The sequence below is a fragment of the Lysinibacillus sp. G1-3 genome (assembly GCF_056322905.1).
Genome location: NZ_JBWHYQ010000018.1, coordinates 13,947 through 28,905 on the forward strand (window position 1 = coordinate 13,947; position 14,959 = coordinate 28,905).

10 protein-coding genes are annotated in these 14,959 nt (G+C 37.2%); 2 read left to right on the plus strand and 8 right to left on the minus strand.

Annotated elements, in window-relative coordinates; translation table 11 throughout:
• Nucleotides 1-27: 27 nt before the first annotated feature.
• The 8 genes from nhaC to ACVYAD_RS18725 all read right to left on the minus strand — a co-directional run bounded on the left by nhaC (nucleotide 28) and on the right by ACVYAD_RS18725 (nucleotide 9,606).
• Nucleotides 28-1,473, minus strand: coding sequence for a Na+/H+ antiporter NhaC (gene nhaC, locus ACVYAD_RS18690; protein WP_349661808.1), 1,446 nt, complete (start codon nucleotides 1,471-1,473; stop codon nucleotides 28-30).
• A gap of 266 nt (nucleotides 1,474-1,739) precedes the next feature.
• On the minus strand, nucleotides 1,740-2,852 hold the full coding sequence (locus tag ACVYAD_RS18695; RefSeq protein ID WP_476427443.1) for an amidohydrolase: 1,113 nt from the start codon (nucleotides 2,850-2,852) through the stop codon (nucleotides 1,740-1,742).
• A 407-nt stretch (nucleotides 2,853-3,259) separates the two neighbouring features.
• Entirely contained in the window at nucleotides 3,260-3,403 is a 144-nt protein-coding gene (locus tag ACVYAD_RS18700; RefSeq protein ID WP_349661810.1) for a hypothetical protein, read from the minus strand.
• A gap of 243 nt (nucleotides 3,404-3,646) precedes the next feature.
• Nucleotides 3,647-5,683, minus strand: a complete 2,037-nt coding sequence (locus ACVYAD_RS18705; protein WP_476427444.1) for a TRAP transporter permease — start codon at nucleotides 5,681-5,683, stop codon at nucleotides 3,647-3,649.
• Complete coding sequence (locus ACVYAD_RS18710) at nucleotides 5,680-6,198, minus strand: DUF1850 domain-containing protein (protein ID WP_349661813.1); 519 nt, start codon at nucleotides 6,196-6,198, stop codon at nucleotides 5,680-5,682. Before ACVYAD_RS18710 ends, ACVYAD_RS18705 begins: the two co-directional genes overlap by 4 nt.
• A 462-nt stretch (nucleotides 6,199-6,660) precedes the next feature.
• Nucleotides 6,661-7,653 carry a TAXI family TRAP transporter solute-binding subunit gene (locus ACVYAD_RS18715; RefSeq protein WP_476427445.1) on the minus strand — a complete coding sequence of 331 codons (993 nt, stop codon included), beginning with the start codon at nucleotides 7,651-7,653 and terminating at the stop codon, nucleotides 6,661-6,663.
• A 435-nt stretch (nucleotides 7,654-8,088) separates the two neighbouring features.
• Nucleotides 8,089-8,640, minus strand: a complete 552-nt coding sequence (locus ACVYAD_RS18720; RefSeq protein ID WP_349661815.1) for a superoxide dismutase family protein — start codon at nucleotides 8,638-8,640, stop codon at nucleotides 8,089-8,091.
• 156 nt (nucleotides 8,641-8,796) lie between these two features.
• Complete coding sequence (locus ACVYAD_RS18725; RefSeq protein WP_476427446.1) at nucleotides 8,797-9,606, minus strand: 3D domain-containing protein; 810 nt, start codon at nucleotides 9,604-9,606, stop codon at nucleotides 8,797-8,799.
• Between the two features lie 481 nt (nucleotides 9,607-10,087).
• On the opposite strand from ACVYAD_RS18725, the gene ACVYAD_RS18730 reads away from it, so the two are divergent.
• Nucleotides 10,088-11,215: a response regulator gene (locus ACVYAD_RS18730; protein WP_476427447.1), complete on the plus strand. Its 1,128-nt coding sequence runs from the start codon at nucleotides 10,088-10,090 to the stop codon at nucleotides 11,213-11,215.
• Between the two features lie 372 nt (nucleotides 11,216-11,587).
• Nucleotides 11,588-14,629, plus strand: a complete 3,042-nt coding sequence (locus ACVYAD_RS18735) for a hybrid sensor histidine kinase/response regulator (RefSeq protein ID WP_476427448.1) — start codon at nucleotides 11,588-11,590, stop codon at nucleotides 14,627-14,629.
• Nucleotides 14,630-14,959: the final 330 nt, after the last annotated feature.

A 14,959-nucleotide genomic window follows, 5' to 3' on the forward strand; every position in this document is an offset into this window, starting at 1 on the left:
GAGAAAAGTGACCTTTAACACTTGGATTTAGTCAGCCATGACCATATTAGTATCATTTAGTTCTTCCTCTTTTTTGCGCTTCTCTGCCGCTTCCATTTCTTCAGGTGTTAGCTTAACAATCGCAAATCCGATATATGCATAAAAAATTGAAATAATAGGTACTAGGAAGTTAATAATTGCATATGGTGCGTATTCCATTGCCCCTACACCCAACGTCGCCAAAATAAAGACTCCACAAGTATTCCATGGGAAGAATACAGAAGTTAGTGTTCCCCCATCTTCTAACGCGCGAGATAGGTTTTTCGAATGTAAGCCACGCTCTCGATACACATTCGCAAACATACGTGATGGTACAACAATTGAAATATACTGCTCAGAACATGTAGCATTTGTTGTAATACATGCAGCAATCGTTGAAGCAACTAAGCTTCCTGTAGATTTAGCAAATTTCACAATGACATCCATAAGTGCTTTTAACATGCCGGAATATTCTAAGACTCCACCGAATGTCATAGCCACAATCGTCATTGAAACCGTATTCATCATTGAATCTAAGCCACCACGGTTAAATAGGTTGTCCACCATTTCATTGCCAGTTGAAATAACAAATCCTTCTTGTAAAGCATGTACAGCCATTGTAGGTGTACCGCCTTGTACGAAGATTTGTAGTAAGAATCCTGAGATAATTCCGACAACTAAAGCTGGAATCGCAGGCACTTTTTTCGCTACCAATACAATTACACCAACTGGTACAAGCAATAACCAAGGAGAAATAACAAAGCTTTCCTCCATTACTTTTAATGTTGTTAAAATGCTTTCTGATTGCATTGAAATATCCGCGAAGCTTCTTCCCATAATTCCAAATACAACGATTGCAATGACTAAAGCTGGAATAGTCGTATAAAGCATGTGCTTAATATGATCAAATAAGTCGGTACCTGTTAAACCTGCTGCGAGGTTAGTAGTATCCGATAATGGTGACATCTTATCACCAAAGTATGAACCTGAAATAACCGCTCCGGCAATCATTGCTGCAGGGATTCCCATACTTAAACCAATACCCATTCCAGCAACACCGATTGTAGCCATCGTTGACCATGAGCTACCAATCGCCAATGAAACAATTGAACATAACAGCATGATTGTTACTAAAAACCAAGCTGGAGAAATTAATTTTAAACCAAAATAAATCATTGTCGCTACGACACCGCCGCCAATCCATGCGCCGATTGTCAAACCTACTAAAATAATAATAACAATTGCAGGTAAAGCTAGACGTATCCCCTTATACATCATTTCCTCAATTTCCATCCATTTAAATCCATGCATTTTGGCAACTACTGCTGCTACAGTTGTTCCGATAATAAGTGGTACGTGAGGACTTTGCTCTAACACAACTACTGTAATTAACATAGCTATAATCATTATTACAAAAGGCAGAAGTGCCCAACCAGCATTAATATCTTTTTTCATGAATCCATCCCCTTTTTTTGCACCAGTTGCCAAGCTAGTTTGTCAAAGACGCAAATAATTTTTTACGTTTTTTAGCATAATATTCAAAAAATTAAAAGTCAACGCAAAAATTTTATGCTTCTCGAGCGATTTCTACTGTTTTAGCGCAATAAAACGCTTTCAAATAGCTATTTGGAGCAATGCGGAATATTCATATATTTCGATAAAAAAGAAAATAAAAAGGAACTCTATCAAAAGAATTTTGACAGAGCTCGCTCTCATAATCATTATTCGTATTCAGGTTTTTTTTCTAACACACAAGCAAGTACTTTCGCAGCGTCCATTAATGCACTTCTTTCAAAAGTCATTTTTGGATGATGCAATCCAGGCGTTAAGTTGGCTCCAATACCTATCATCGTTGCTTTTAATTCAGGTTTTTTAACTGTGTAAAAATGAAAATCATCACTTCCAGGTGTTGTGATTTCCACTGCTAGATGCTCTTCCCCAAGTGTTTCAATAATTGCGTCTTTAGCCATACGTGCGGCAACTGAAGAAACCTCAGCACCAGGTGTAAAGTCTATCCATTTCCAGTCTATACCAATCTCAAACTGCTGTTGGATCGATTTTAAGCCAAATTCAATACGACTACGAAGTAACTCTAGTTGATTATTATGTTGCGCTCGAATATCCATCGAGAAGCTCGCAGTGCCTGGAATAATATTCGTACTACCACCATCCGCAACAATCTTCGTTAGCTTTGCAGAATGAGGCTCGAAAGGTGATAAATGTATGCTATTGAGCATTTGTTGTATGGCCATAATCACATCGATTGCATTTTTCCCTTGGTGAGGTCTAGCACCATGGGCATCTGTACCTCGAATAGTTCCTTCTAAAAAATAGGCTGCCCCATGATGAATCGCAGGCGATACCTTACCAAGTGGTAGTTCTTCAATTGGTCTTAAATGAACACCAAATAAATGCGATACACGATCAACCGCTCCTCGCTCAAAGGCAGCACAAGCTCCATTCCCAAGTTCTTCAGCAGGCTGGAAAATAAAACGAACACGATGTTGCAATGGTCGATCTTTCAGCAGTAATAAAGCCCCAAGTACCATCGTTATATTGGCATCATGACCACATGAGTGATTTGCTTGCCATTTCCCATCCACTTCCTGCCATAATGCGTCTATATCTGCACGTACAGCAACAATTTCATCACCTGTACCAATTTCAGCAACTAGCCCCGGAACATCTCCTAACAACCGATAGGATACGCTTAACTCATCTAAAATCGACGCGATTTTTTTTGTCGTCTCGAATTCCTTCCAACTGACCTCTGGGTATTTATGAAAATGTTCAAACCATTGGTAAATTGTTTCCTCTAACACTGCATTTGACATAACCACACCTCTATACGCATTTTTGTTTCCCATTATACATGAAACGAATTCATAAAAAAAAGAGGACAATAACTATAGATTGTGGTTGATTTTCGTTCTGACTGGGCGCGTCGAGTCGTCGCCCAGTCAGAACGGAAATTATTCCGATAAAATGAGAAAACATTCCGATAAAGCGAGATTTTGTTCCGATAAATCTTCAAAGTATTCATCTAAACCAACGAAGGTTGGTCACAAAGGCGTTATCACTCCTCTAACGCTAATCCCCGAGAAGTCGCCCAGCCGGAATGAAGATCCACCTAAATTCATAGCATACATTCCTACAAATACTACTCCCAACTTTTATGTAAAAAAACAAAGGACTGTGTTAAAAGTAATTTCTACCTTTAGCACAGTCCCTCAAATAAATATTATAAACTTGTAAAAAATCCTTCTGGATATTCTTCATAATGTACCATTGTTAGTTGCTCCTCATTTTTTTCCTCTTCGATATTTAGCTCCAATTCCTGATCCATTAAATACGTTTCAAATTTCGAGTTAAAAATTTTGTCCATTTTTACACCTCCTCAATTTATTTAACTGAATTTTCTGATAAAAGAATTATACAATGACCTTTGCAGAAAAAGCAATAAACGATGCTCATTATGCATAAAAAATATAAAAACAATCTACTTTTTAGATTGAATTTCAAGAAAAAAAGAGATGTATCAAAATCCGATACATCTCTTTTGGTAATATTTACAAAATAATGAAATTCTCTTATTTTTTCATCCAGGCCGAAGCCCTTTACTTTTTACTTAAGCTGTAACACTCGTACTATTTCGATCGTCGTCATCGTTACCTTTATGCTGTGTTACGTATTGGATAACAAACATTGCAATAAAGATGGCTAAACCTGCCCAATCTGAAAACTTTTCTGGATAGATCAGAAGCAAACCAGCTGCAATCGCAATAATACGTTCAAACCAAAGCATTTTGCGATACCAGTAACCGATTACTCCCGCACCTATAGCTACCATTCCTGTGATAGCCGTGAATACTACCCATATAATTTGAGGTATAGTTGTATCTATCATTAACAACGCTGGTGAGAATACAATCATATATGGAATAATAAACGCTGCAATAGCTAGCTTCGCTGAGTTTACACCTGTTTTAATTGGATCTCCCCCAGAGATTCCCGAAGCCGCAAAAGCAGCAAGTGCAACAGGCGGTGTTATATCAGCGATAATCCCAAAGTAGAATACAAAGAAGTGTGCCGATAATAAAACGACGATTGGTACTAATTCCTGCGGTGTATTCGGTGATAATAACGCCACGATTGCCGGAGCAGCAATCGTTGATGTAATGACATAGTTTGCTGTTGTAGGAGCCCCCATCCCAAGAATTAGGGAAGCGATCATGACAAAAATTAGCGTTAAAATAATACTACCACCCGCTAGTTCTACTAAACTATTCGCTAAGCTTAAGCCTAGCCCCGTTTTCACAACAACACCTACGATAATACCCGCGCAAGCTGTTGCCGCTACGACACCAAGTGCTGTACGCGCACCTTCAACTAATGCCTCAATAATATCTTTTGGTTTTAAACGTGTTTCCTTATTAAACATCGCGACACCAATAGAAATAATAATACCGTAAAGCGCTGCATGCATTACCGGCGTACCAGTTAACATTAAAACGATAATTGCGACGATCGGTAATAGAAGATAAATTTTCTTAAATACTTCTCGACGATTTGGCATTTGATCATCACGTAGGCCTCTTAAACCTACACGCTTCGCTTCGAAGTGAGTCATAATCCAAATACCTGTAAAATAAAGTAATGCAGGGATCGCCGCCGCTTTCGCAATATCCCAATACGTAATTCCGCGGCCGATAAACTCAACCATTAAAAACGCTGCCGCACCCATAATCGGAGGCATTAACTGCCCACCAGTAGATGCCGCTGCTTCAACCGCACCTGCGAACTCTTTACGGTAGCCAAGTTTTTTCATCATTGGAATCGTATAGGATCCAGATGTTACAACATTCGCTACAGAGCTTCCCGAAATCGTACCTTGAAGCGCACTAGAAAATACCGCCACTTTTGCAGGGCCACCAATTAATTTTCCTGCAAGAGATACCGCTAAATCATTAAAGTATTGACCAACACCCGTTTTGACAAGGAACGCTCCAAAAAGTAAGAACACAAAAATAAATGTAGCAGAAACACTAATCGGTGTTCCAAAAATCCCATCTGTCGTAAAATACATGAGATTAACAATACTCTCAAAATCTTGCCCTCTATGTGCCATAAAAGCTGGGAAATACGGCCCGAAATATGCATAAATTAAGAAACCTACAGCAATGATGGTAATCGGTAACCCTACTGCACGGCGAGCCGCCTCAAGTACTAATACAACCGCCACGAGACCTACAATAAAATCTGTTTGAGTAATGGTACCATTACTATTCACAAGCTCTGAATAATTCATTGTCCAATACGAACCTACTACAATGGATAATACCGCTAAAATATAATCGAACCATGCAATTTTATTCTTTGCCGCTTTTTTCCGAGCTGGGAATAATAAGAAAATTAAGGTTAAACCAAAACCTAAATGTATCGTACGCTGAATTTGCGCTGGAAATTGGCCAAAAATTGCTGTGTAAAGTTGAAACAATGAAAATGCTAGTAATCCAAAGAAAATGACATGCTTCATCATGCCCGAAATCGTTCGTACATTGGATTCAATATCATACTTCTCAAGTATTGCTTGTTGCTCTTCTGCTGATATTTGTTCAAATTCTTCTTTTTTTACTTCGTCGTTTGATTTATGCTGTGTCGTCATTTCATCCTTACTCCTTTCCATTGTTCATAAAGCGATAAACGCTTCACCTCAAATAAGTAGGATTTTCCCCTTTGTAAATCCTTTTTTAAATCGTAATCATAATCCTCGTAATCTAATACAAGATCTAAATCTAAATCGCCTATATAAATCGTAAAATTTTCAATAACTTCATAGTCAAACTGCAAAAAATATTTCCCATTTCGCTCTGTTAATGTTTGATTTTCCTCTGCATAGCTTGGCATGCCAATCGCTAAACTCTCATACTCCATCCCTAACATTTGAATACTAGTTCCATCTACGCATTTATAATGTTCGAGTACATCCGTTTTATGGATAGAGTGAGTGTATCTAATATCAAATCTATCCTCAGTTGTAAGTGGTATATAATGCACAATCGGGTCATTTAAACGCGTTTCCGTAAATGCGAATACCTTTTGAAGAGGAAGAAAAATGACTATACTGAAGCAAATACATAAAAAAGCTAAAACAATAATTAATGTTCTCTTTTGCACCACATCTTTTCCCCCACACGATTATGCCTCGGCATAATTGCGTCCGGAATCGGATTTGTGCAAGCACAAAGAACTCCTTTCCAATTCCGTGACATCCGCCGGAGGCTTTAGACCAACAAATGTTTTCTGTGCGAAAGCGCAGTGCTAACGAAGCGTCAACAAAGGGTTTTGCCTGTGCGAAAGCGAAGCGTCAGCGACAACATGATGTTGGTCACTCAGTCGTTGACACAGGACGTGGCGTTTTTAGACTGAGTTCCTATATTTCTAGCAGGTGTCTTTTGTACCTGTCGCTACGCTTTCGGTACAAAAGACACCTGCTGAAATAGGTTAAAAGCTATTCGCGTTTTATCACTACTTAAGGAAGAAAAGAGACTCGAAGCTTTACGCAATCCGAGCCTCTTTGTATTTAAGAAAATAACGTTACATTTGCCTGATAAAACCTACATTTAACCTTCGAGCGTTCTGTTATTTCTTTTCATCAAAGTATTTTTGAGCACCCGGGTGAACATCAATACTGATTCCCTGTAAACCTGTCTCAGCTTTGATAAATTCCCCTTTAGCGTGCGAAATTTTATTTGTGTTATCATAAATAGCTTTCGTCATTGAATAAACAACATCTTCTGGAAGATCTTTTTTCACCGCTAGCATTGCAAGCACTGAAACTGTCTCAGTATCTTTCGCGATACCATACGTACCAGCTTTTACTGTATCTTTTGCATAGTAAGGGTATTTAGCGATTAACTCATCCGCTTTACCAGCATCCATACCGATGATATTTACTTTAGTTGTTGCATTTAATGCCTCAACAGCACCTGTTGGCGTACCAGCAGTAATAAATGCTGCGTCGATTTGGCCAGATTGAAGACCGTCAGTAGACTCACCAAAATCAAGGTTTTGCACTTTGATATCATCCATTTTTAAACCATGAATTTCAAGTAATTGTTCAGCATTTGCGTAAGTTCCAGAACCTGGTGCACCTACAGAAACCTTTTTCCCTTTTAAATCAGCGTATGATTTAATGCCCGATGCTTCAGTCGTTACTAATTGGACTGTTTCTGGATAAAGTGCACCTAGAGCAGCAATTGTATCAATTTTTTTACCATCAAACATCATTGTTCCCTCAGTTGCGTAAAAAGCAATATCTGATTGCACGAAGGCAATTTCACCTTTACCATCTTGCAAAGCTGTCATGTTGGCAGCAGATGCTTGAGATACTTCAGCCGTCGTTTTAATGTCTGTTTCTTTAGAAATTAAATCAGCAAATGTCCCACCTAGTGCATAGTAAGTCCCTTGTGTTCCACCTGTTAATAAGTTCAAAAAATCCGGCTTAGCAGATGCTGTCGAATCACCCTTATCCGAGCCCTTTGAACCTGCTCCGCTATCAGACCCACATGCAGCTAAAATCAATAGCGCAAAGGCACTTAATAGCATTAATAGCTTGAATTGTTTTTTCTTCATAGTAACCTTCCCCCTTGGTTAAAAATAAGAATCTATTTAAAATTATCAAATTTAGTATATTAATGTCAATTAATTTATTGTAAATTCAGTCTTTTATAATTATACTATTTCCCTCAAATCCCTAATATTCCTGCATTAAATTAATAACTTCTTCAAACCGAATTTATCTATATTAAACCGTTAAATTCTTTTTCAAGAAAATAATTTTAATTTCTGTATGTATAAAAAATGCATACTCATTATCGAAGTAATCTTTACTTTCTTCTTCAGCAACAAAGTGCCCAGCCGGAACGGAAATCAACCTCACGCTATGGTGATGAAAGTAATGAACTAAAAGTGATGATTTCGGACTTTCATTTGTTGTCGATTTTTACCCTTAAAACAAAAAAACTGTATCTAAAGTGATTTTCTTTAGATACAGTCGTTCCATTGTCCTTATTGAATAATGCCACAAGCAATTCTAGCACCAGAATTACCCGAAGGATCCGTTTTATAATCATCCTCTGATTCATGAATGATTAATGTAGTGCCCCCCTCACGTAACAATGAGTTGGCAGCATTTTTTTCTAATGTTAGCCCTTCAGCTAAAAAGTTTAGATCTACTTTACCATCTTCTCCAACTTCTAAATTTGGAAGATCTCCTAAATGATAACCTTTAGGGTTATCCTTCCCATGCTCTTTACTCGTTGGATTAAAATGAGGACCTGCTGATTCAAATGTCGGTGGTTCACACTTCCCAACGGAATGAATATGAATGCCATGTTTTCCTGCTGGCACCCCTGATAGTGCGAGTGTCATCTTAACCCCATTATCCTCTTCCTCAAAATATGCATTGCCATAGCTTTCATTATTTTTACCAATTACTTTCGCGGTTGCAGTTAGCCCTGAATTTGCGTTTACTGCCACTTTTTGCTCCTTCTTTTCAAATAAACTACAACCACCGACAAATACTAATAAAGAAATTATTATTAAGCTCATTTTTTTCATAAAAATCCCTCCTCTTTTTGATGGTTTCCAACAATCCTTTCACTTATGCAACTGCAATAGGAATTTTGCGAATCATTGATTAAGGAGTAAATTTTGTAAACTTTAAACAATATAAAAAGGATATCTCCAATTTAAGGAGACACCCTCACAATTACATTAATTTAAAATTTTTACAATTACATTTTTGACGCCCCACTGACGAGCTTGTCCCTCGGTAGGAATAAATACATCAATTTTATTACCTTTTATCGCTCCACCAGTATCTGCTGCAATTGCTTCACCATAACCTTCAACCCAAACCCTTGTTCCAAGCGGGATTACTCGTGGATCTACAGCAATTACCTTTAAGTTTGGATTCGATCTTATATCTGTTCCATTCGCTGTAATTCCCGAACATCCTTCGCAATACGCTGTATAGGCTGTTGCTCGCATTGTGAACGTTTTGCCCGTAGTTGTCGGAGCACTCACTGATTTTGTACTAGCTGTCGCAGCTGTATTATTACTTGAAGTTGTCGCTTGCTTTTTACTTGATGTCGTTGCTACCGTTGTAGGTCTGCTTTCGGACGTTTTAGGTTTTGCTGCCGAAGCTTTGATAGCCAATGATTCACCTACATAAATTAGATCAGAAGATGCAAGGTTATTCCATTCTTGCAATTCTTCCACTGACACATCATTCACACGTGCAATTGTAAATAAAGTATCTCCAGCCTCAACAAAATGTTGGTCTTTCGGCGAATTATCATTTTTCTTTTCGGCTATATTTAAATTTTGCTCTGGATAAAACCATCTTGCGTCTGAGCCGAACATTGGCTCATAATCTTCTAAAGATAAATTGTAAATTTTCGAGATTCCCCACAATGCATCGAATGGCATAAAAGAAAGTTTGTCCTTTGCAGATGACGGACTGGCAAATAAACTTAATCCCAAGGTTAATGTTACTGCTAAAGCTAAAGCTTGTTTTTTCATATTTTGTAACCTCCACATTTTATTATTTCGCAGTCTTCTGCTAGCACACTAGATTCAGGCTCTTAATGCTAGAGAATACAAGCAATCATTCAGGACAACAGACCTGATATTACGAATTATTGCTAAAAATTCGGAAAAATATACAAGAACGAATATATTTTTGGTAAACAATCAATTTTATGGAGGCAATATTAGAACTCTATTTGCAATCTTTATATATTGGAAAATAAGTGTTTTTATCCGATAATACGGTAAAGGAGGAGTGTAGGTTGGAAATTAATACAGTAATGACTTCTCAACTGATGAAGCTACAACATACTGTGCAAATGGGTGTTATGTAAAATGCAGTCAATCTTAATATTGCAGCAGCAAGCGACCATACATCCGTATAAAGGGTCAGTCATTGATATTTTAATTTAACCTACTTCACTAAGGTATAATTGATATCAGGTTAATAAAAATTAGAAAGTTGGTGGCCTTTTTGATTCGAGCGATAGTAATGGATGATGAGCCATTAGCGCTTATAAACATGGAGAAAAAGTTAAAGGAATTTAATTCAATAGAGGTCGTTAGATCTTTTACTACTGTAAAAGATTTGCTTGCAGTTGGGCCAACCTTGGATTTCCAAGTGGCATTTTTAGATATTGAAATGCCTGGCTTGAACGGTTTAGAGATTGCACAGCTTTTAAAAGAATGGGACAAAAATATTTATATCGTATTTGTCACTGCGTATCGAGACTATGCAGTACAAGCATTTGAAATTCACTCCCTTGACTATTTATTAAAGCCTATTTCAAAAGCTCGTTTAGAGACAACTATTAATAGAATCCAAGAACTCCTTCTCCTAGAAAATAAACCGAATCCTATAGAAGTACGAAATAAACCCGCACTTACGATCCAATGCTTTGGAGGATTCGTTGTTTTACATAATGACAAAGCGGTCCATTGGAGAACGCTTAAAACAAAAGAATTATTTGCCTTTCTTCTTTCCAATCTTAATAGTCATGTGCCTCGCGATACAATCATCGAAGCTTTATGGGCAGACACGGAATGTAAAAAGGCACGAGTGCAGTTACATACAACAGTTTCCTATCTACGCACCACGCTTTCAACATTGGGTTATTCAGAAGTCATACAGTATGCTAACGGCTGCTATATTTTGCAATTAGAGGATTTTCAATGTGATGCCCATGACTTGGAGCATATTTTAAGTGGTAAAACGGAGACTGGCAAGATTGATGTAGAGAGAGCTGAGGCGCTCGTGCAAAATTACCAAGGTGAGTTTATGACCTCATTAGATTATCCCTGGATTACTAGTAAAGCAAGTTTTATGAACAACAAATTTACTCTTTTACTTCATGATTTAGTAGAGCACTATACAGCAATAGATGATGTGGAAAAACGAGAACATATATTACTATTAACAGTAGAACATACCCCCTATTCCGATAAAATTATCCAACAGCTAATGAGGCACTATATAGAAGTTGATCATCGAGCAGGTGCAGTAAAGGTTTACAACACCTTTAAAAGTATATTGATGACGGATCTCGGTATTTTACCAAAGCTAGAAACAACTGAGTTGTTTAACGCTATATCTGTTGAATAATTCTAGGCATCGAGAAAAATACCCTCGATGCCTAAGCTTATTGGTAAACAGGTATTATCAATATGCCTTTTGCATAATCTTGGAGGCTTTAACTTGAATTTACCTACACCAGATTATTTCTCCCCTTGAAATTATACTCACACCCCTTAACGAAAACTAATTCACAAAAAAATATAATTGACACATACAATAGGCAGGAGCTAAGATCTCACGCTACTCTCGCCAGAGAGCTAGTAGCCCGAAGCGAAAACCAACTCTTTCTGATTAGTCTGAAAGTAACTTTTTTTATAAATTTCTTATTCCCATTTTCTAAATTTCATGGCATGGTGAATATAGGCCTTTTAATACATTCAGTAAATTCCGGAGGTTCTTATGTCACTGTTAAAAAAAGCGACAATACGACATTCGCTTTTCATCATTTTAATTTTTATAGTTCTTACTACACTTCGTATACTATGGCTTGCCTATTTTTCCCCTTCCAGTGAACAACCGATTGCCCGGGAAGGTGTATTTGATCTACGGGATCATCAGCTATCCGATAAAGAAGTTCTTTACTTAGATGGGGAATGGGTCTACTATCCCGGATTATTAATAGATCCATTAAATATTGATCATAACAAGTCTCTCCAATCATTTGAACAAGCTACCCGCGTGATTCCTATGCAAGAACCTGAGGCAACCGCAGAACGATACGGTACATATCGTTTAAAAATCTTACTCAATGACAATGCTCCCAAAGATAATCGTTATGCCATTCGGATTCCAGCAGTGTCAACTGCCTCAGCATTGTATCTTAACGGGAAGTTAGTTGAACAGTCAGGAAAAGTAGCTACTGATTCACATAGTCATCACGGTCAAGTCGCTACTTATACGCATTACTTTACAAATGAACAACCTGAACTTGACATAATTTTACATGCATCTAATTTCGATACTGCAATAAGCCCTACTATTAATAAGAAAATCTGGTTTACCTCCGCCTCAGCTATGGCGCACCAACAAATTATTAATAATTTATCTTTTGCTACAATTTCAATAACGCTCTTGTTGTTTGCACTTTTTAGTAGCCTTGTGTTCTTGTTTATTTATCCAAAACCAGTTGTTTTACTGTTCACAATAGGCTTTCTTTTACCTTTAGCAGATGAGTTAATTTCACATGATCCATCTATACTCAACTGGTTACATCTTGATTATGTATGGTCTTTTAAGTTATCTTCAATTATTTTTCTAGGATCTTCTTTTTTCTTTGTTCAATTTATGCGTGTTTTACTAGTCAAATATCGTCATGCTAAAAGCTTTCAGTGGCTCTTTGCTTTCTACGCCCTTTCAGCATTTTTCACTATCGTCTTACCGATTAATTGGTTAAACACAATAAACTCTCTTTACTTTATACTGTATGTCATTTCATTTTTATCTGTAGTAGTACTCGCTTTAAGAGAGTATCTTGAAAATCAAACACAAAGCACTGCTTTTATTGCATTGGCGGCTCTCGGAACATTAAACGGCATCATATGGGCGTATATCAAATCCAACTATTCTTTTGATATACCGATGTATCCATTCGATTATTTGTTTATGATGCTCGGTTTCTCAGGCTATTGGTTTAAACGGTTTTTTGAAAATAAAGAGCAGATTCATCAATTGATTGCTAAATTACAAAAAGACGATGCTTTGAAGGATGAATTTTTATCTAGTAGCTCACAAAAGCTATGGGATCCTATGAATAAAATGATTACGTTAGGGCAATCCATTTACGATAATCCAAACAATAAGCTTATGGCTGATGATAAACAAAACCTAAAACATCTTATTGATATCGGGAGAAGCATGTCATTTTCATTAAATGACATATTAGACTTTACTCGTTTAAAAGAAGGTAATTTGTATCTCCATAAACACAACGTCAGCATTCAAGGTACAGTTTATGGCGTTTTTGATTTGTTACGTTTTATAACAATCGGTAAACAGATTCAAATGAGTTCAACAATCCCTAGGTCATTCCCTAATGTGGTGGCAGATGAAAATCGATTGATTCAAATTCTTTTTAATCTCCTACACAATGCCATTAAATATACGAGTGCAGGATCTATAAAAATCAGCGCCCAAATCGAAAATAATATGGCTGTTATCCATATTCGTGATACTGGGTTAGGAATGGATGATGCTATCCAAAGTCGTCTATTTTCTCCTTACGAACAAGGAAATGATAATAATGATGGAATCGGCCTTGGATTATTAATTTCAAAGAGGCTAATCGAATTACATGGAGGAACTTTACAAATACACTCTATTCCTAACAAAGGATCGGATGTCTTTTTCACCTTACCATTAGCAGATGAAAACGTTAATGAGGAGCAATCCTATATCGAGGAAGAGGACACGCATCTTCTTGTTGAAGAAAAAAATTCATCATCTATAACGGAAAAGCAATTCAACATTTTAATGATCGATGATGATCCTGTTAACTTAACAATTATGCGTAGCTTATTTGCAACTCCAGAATATGCTGTTACTACAGTTACTAGCAGTGAGAAGGCATTAGAATTGCTGCAGCGAGAAGAATGGGATCTAGTCATTATTGATGCGATGTTACCTTATATATCAGGCTATGCATTAACTGAAATTATTCGAGAGCATTACTCCTTGCTTGAATTACCTGTCTTAATATTAACGGCTCGAAATTATCCCGCAGATGTTTATACTGGTTTCGCACATGGTGCAAATGACTATGTGACAAAGCCCATTAATTCTTTAGAGTTAAAGGTAAGGAGTAGAGCCTTAATCGATTTAAAATATAGCATCAATCAACGACTACATCTAGAAACAGCTTGGCTTCAGGCCCAAATACAGCCTCATTTTTTATTTAATACATTAAACTCAATTGCATCACTTAGTACGATCGATACAGACCGAATGATTGACTTAATGCATCATTTTGGTGAATATCTACACGCCAGCTTCGATGCGCGAAATTTACAGCGAGTAGTGTCACTTAAGGATGAGTTAGACCTAGTACGGTCATATCTCTATATTAGTCAGCAGCGTTTTGGGGACTTACTAAATATCGAATGGGATATTGATGACAATATCAATATTGATATCCCCCCTATCTCCTTACAAACTTTAGTGGAAAATGCAATTTGTCATGGTGTATTAAAACAAGAAGAAGGCGGTACAGTTTGTATTCGTATAAAAGATTATCCGAATCATGTTGCAGTAAGTGTTATAGATAATGGGGTCGGGATTGATTCAAGTCTATTAGATGATCTACAATCGGGTAGCTATTCGCCAAACTCTGGTGTAGGGCTACGTAATACAGATTTACGTCTTAAAAGGATTTACGGACAGAGGTTACAAATTAATAGCACGTTAAATGAAGGAACAACTATCACCTTCCACATTCCAAAAAAATAAACGAAAGAGGTCATCACATTCCCAATTGGGTTTGTGGTGGCTCTTTTTTATAATTTCAAGTTACAATTACTTTATTCAATGGAGAATATTAATGAATTTTTTAAAATCAGGGTACATTAAAAATATATAAATAGGAAGGCTACTCAGCATAACGTGGGGTTGATTTCCGTTCCGACTGGGCGCTTCGTTGCTTGTCGCTTCGCTTTCGCGCAGAGCAAAGCTTCCTAGGGGCGTCCGATGAGCCGCCCAGTCTCCACTCCAATCAACTTATTTACATGACATACGTTTTAAACAAATGTTATTCCCAACTTTCGGTGATGAGCAAAAAAA

Coding starts and splice junctions, on each gene's coding strand:
- nhaC (WP_349661808.1), bottom strand. CDS start 1,473: ATGAAAAAAGATATTAATGCTGGTTGGGCACTTCTGCCTTTTGTAATA.
- ACVYAD_RS18695 (WP_476427443.1), bottom strand. CDS start 2,852: ATGTCAAATGCAGTGTTAGAGGAAACAATTTACCAATGGTTTGAACAT.
- ACVYAD_RS18700 (WP_349661810.1), bottom strand. CDS start 3,403: ATGGACAAAATTTTTAACTCGAAATTTGAAACGTATTTAATGGATCAG.
- ACVYAD_RS18705 (WP_476427444.1), bottom strand. CDS start 5,683: ATGACGACACAGCATAAATCAAACGACGAAGTAAAAAAAGAAGAATTT.
- ACVYAD_RS18715 (WP_476427445.1), bottom strand. CDS start 7,653: ATGAAGAAAAAACAATTCAAGCTATTAATGCTATTAAGTGCCTTTGCG.
- ACVYAD_RS18720 (WP_349661815.1), bottom strand. CDS start 8,640: ATGAAAAAAATGAGCTTAATAATAATTTCTTTATTAGTATTTGTCGGT.
- ACVYAD_RS18725 (WP_476427446.1), bottom strand. CDS start 9,606: ATGAAAAAACAAGCTTTAGCTTTAGCAGTAACATTAACCTTGGGATTA.
- ACVYAD_RS18735 (WP_476427448.1), top strand. CDS start 11,588: ATGTCACTGTTAAAAAAAGCGACAATACGACATTCGCTTTTCATCATT.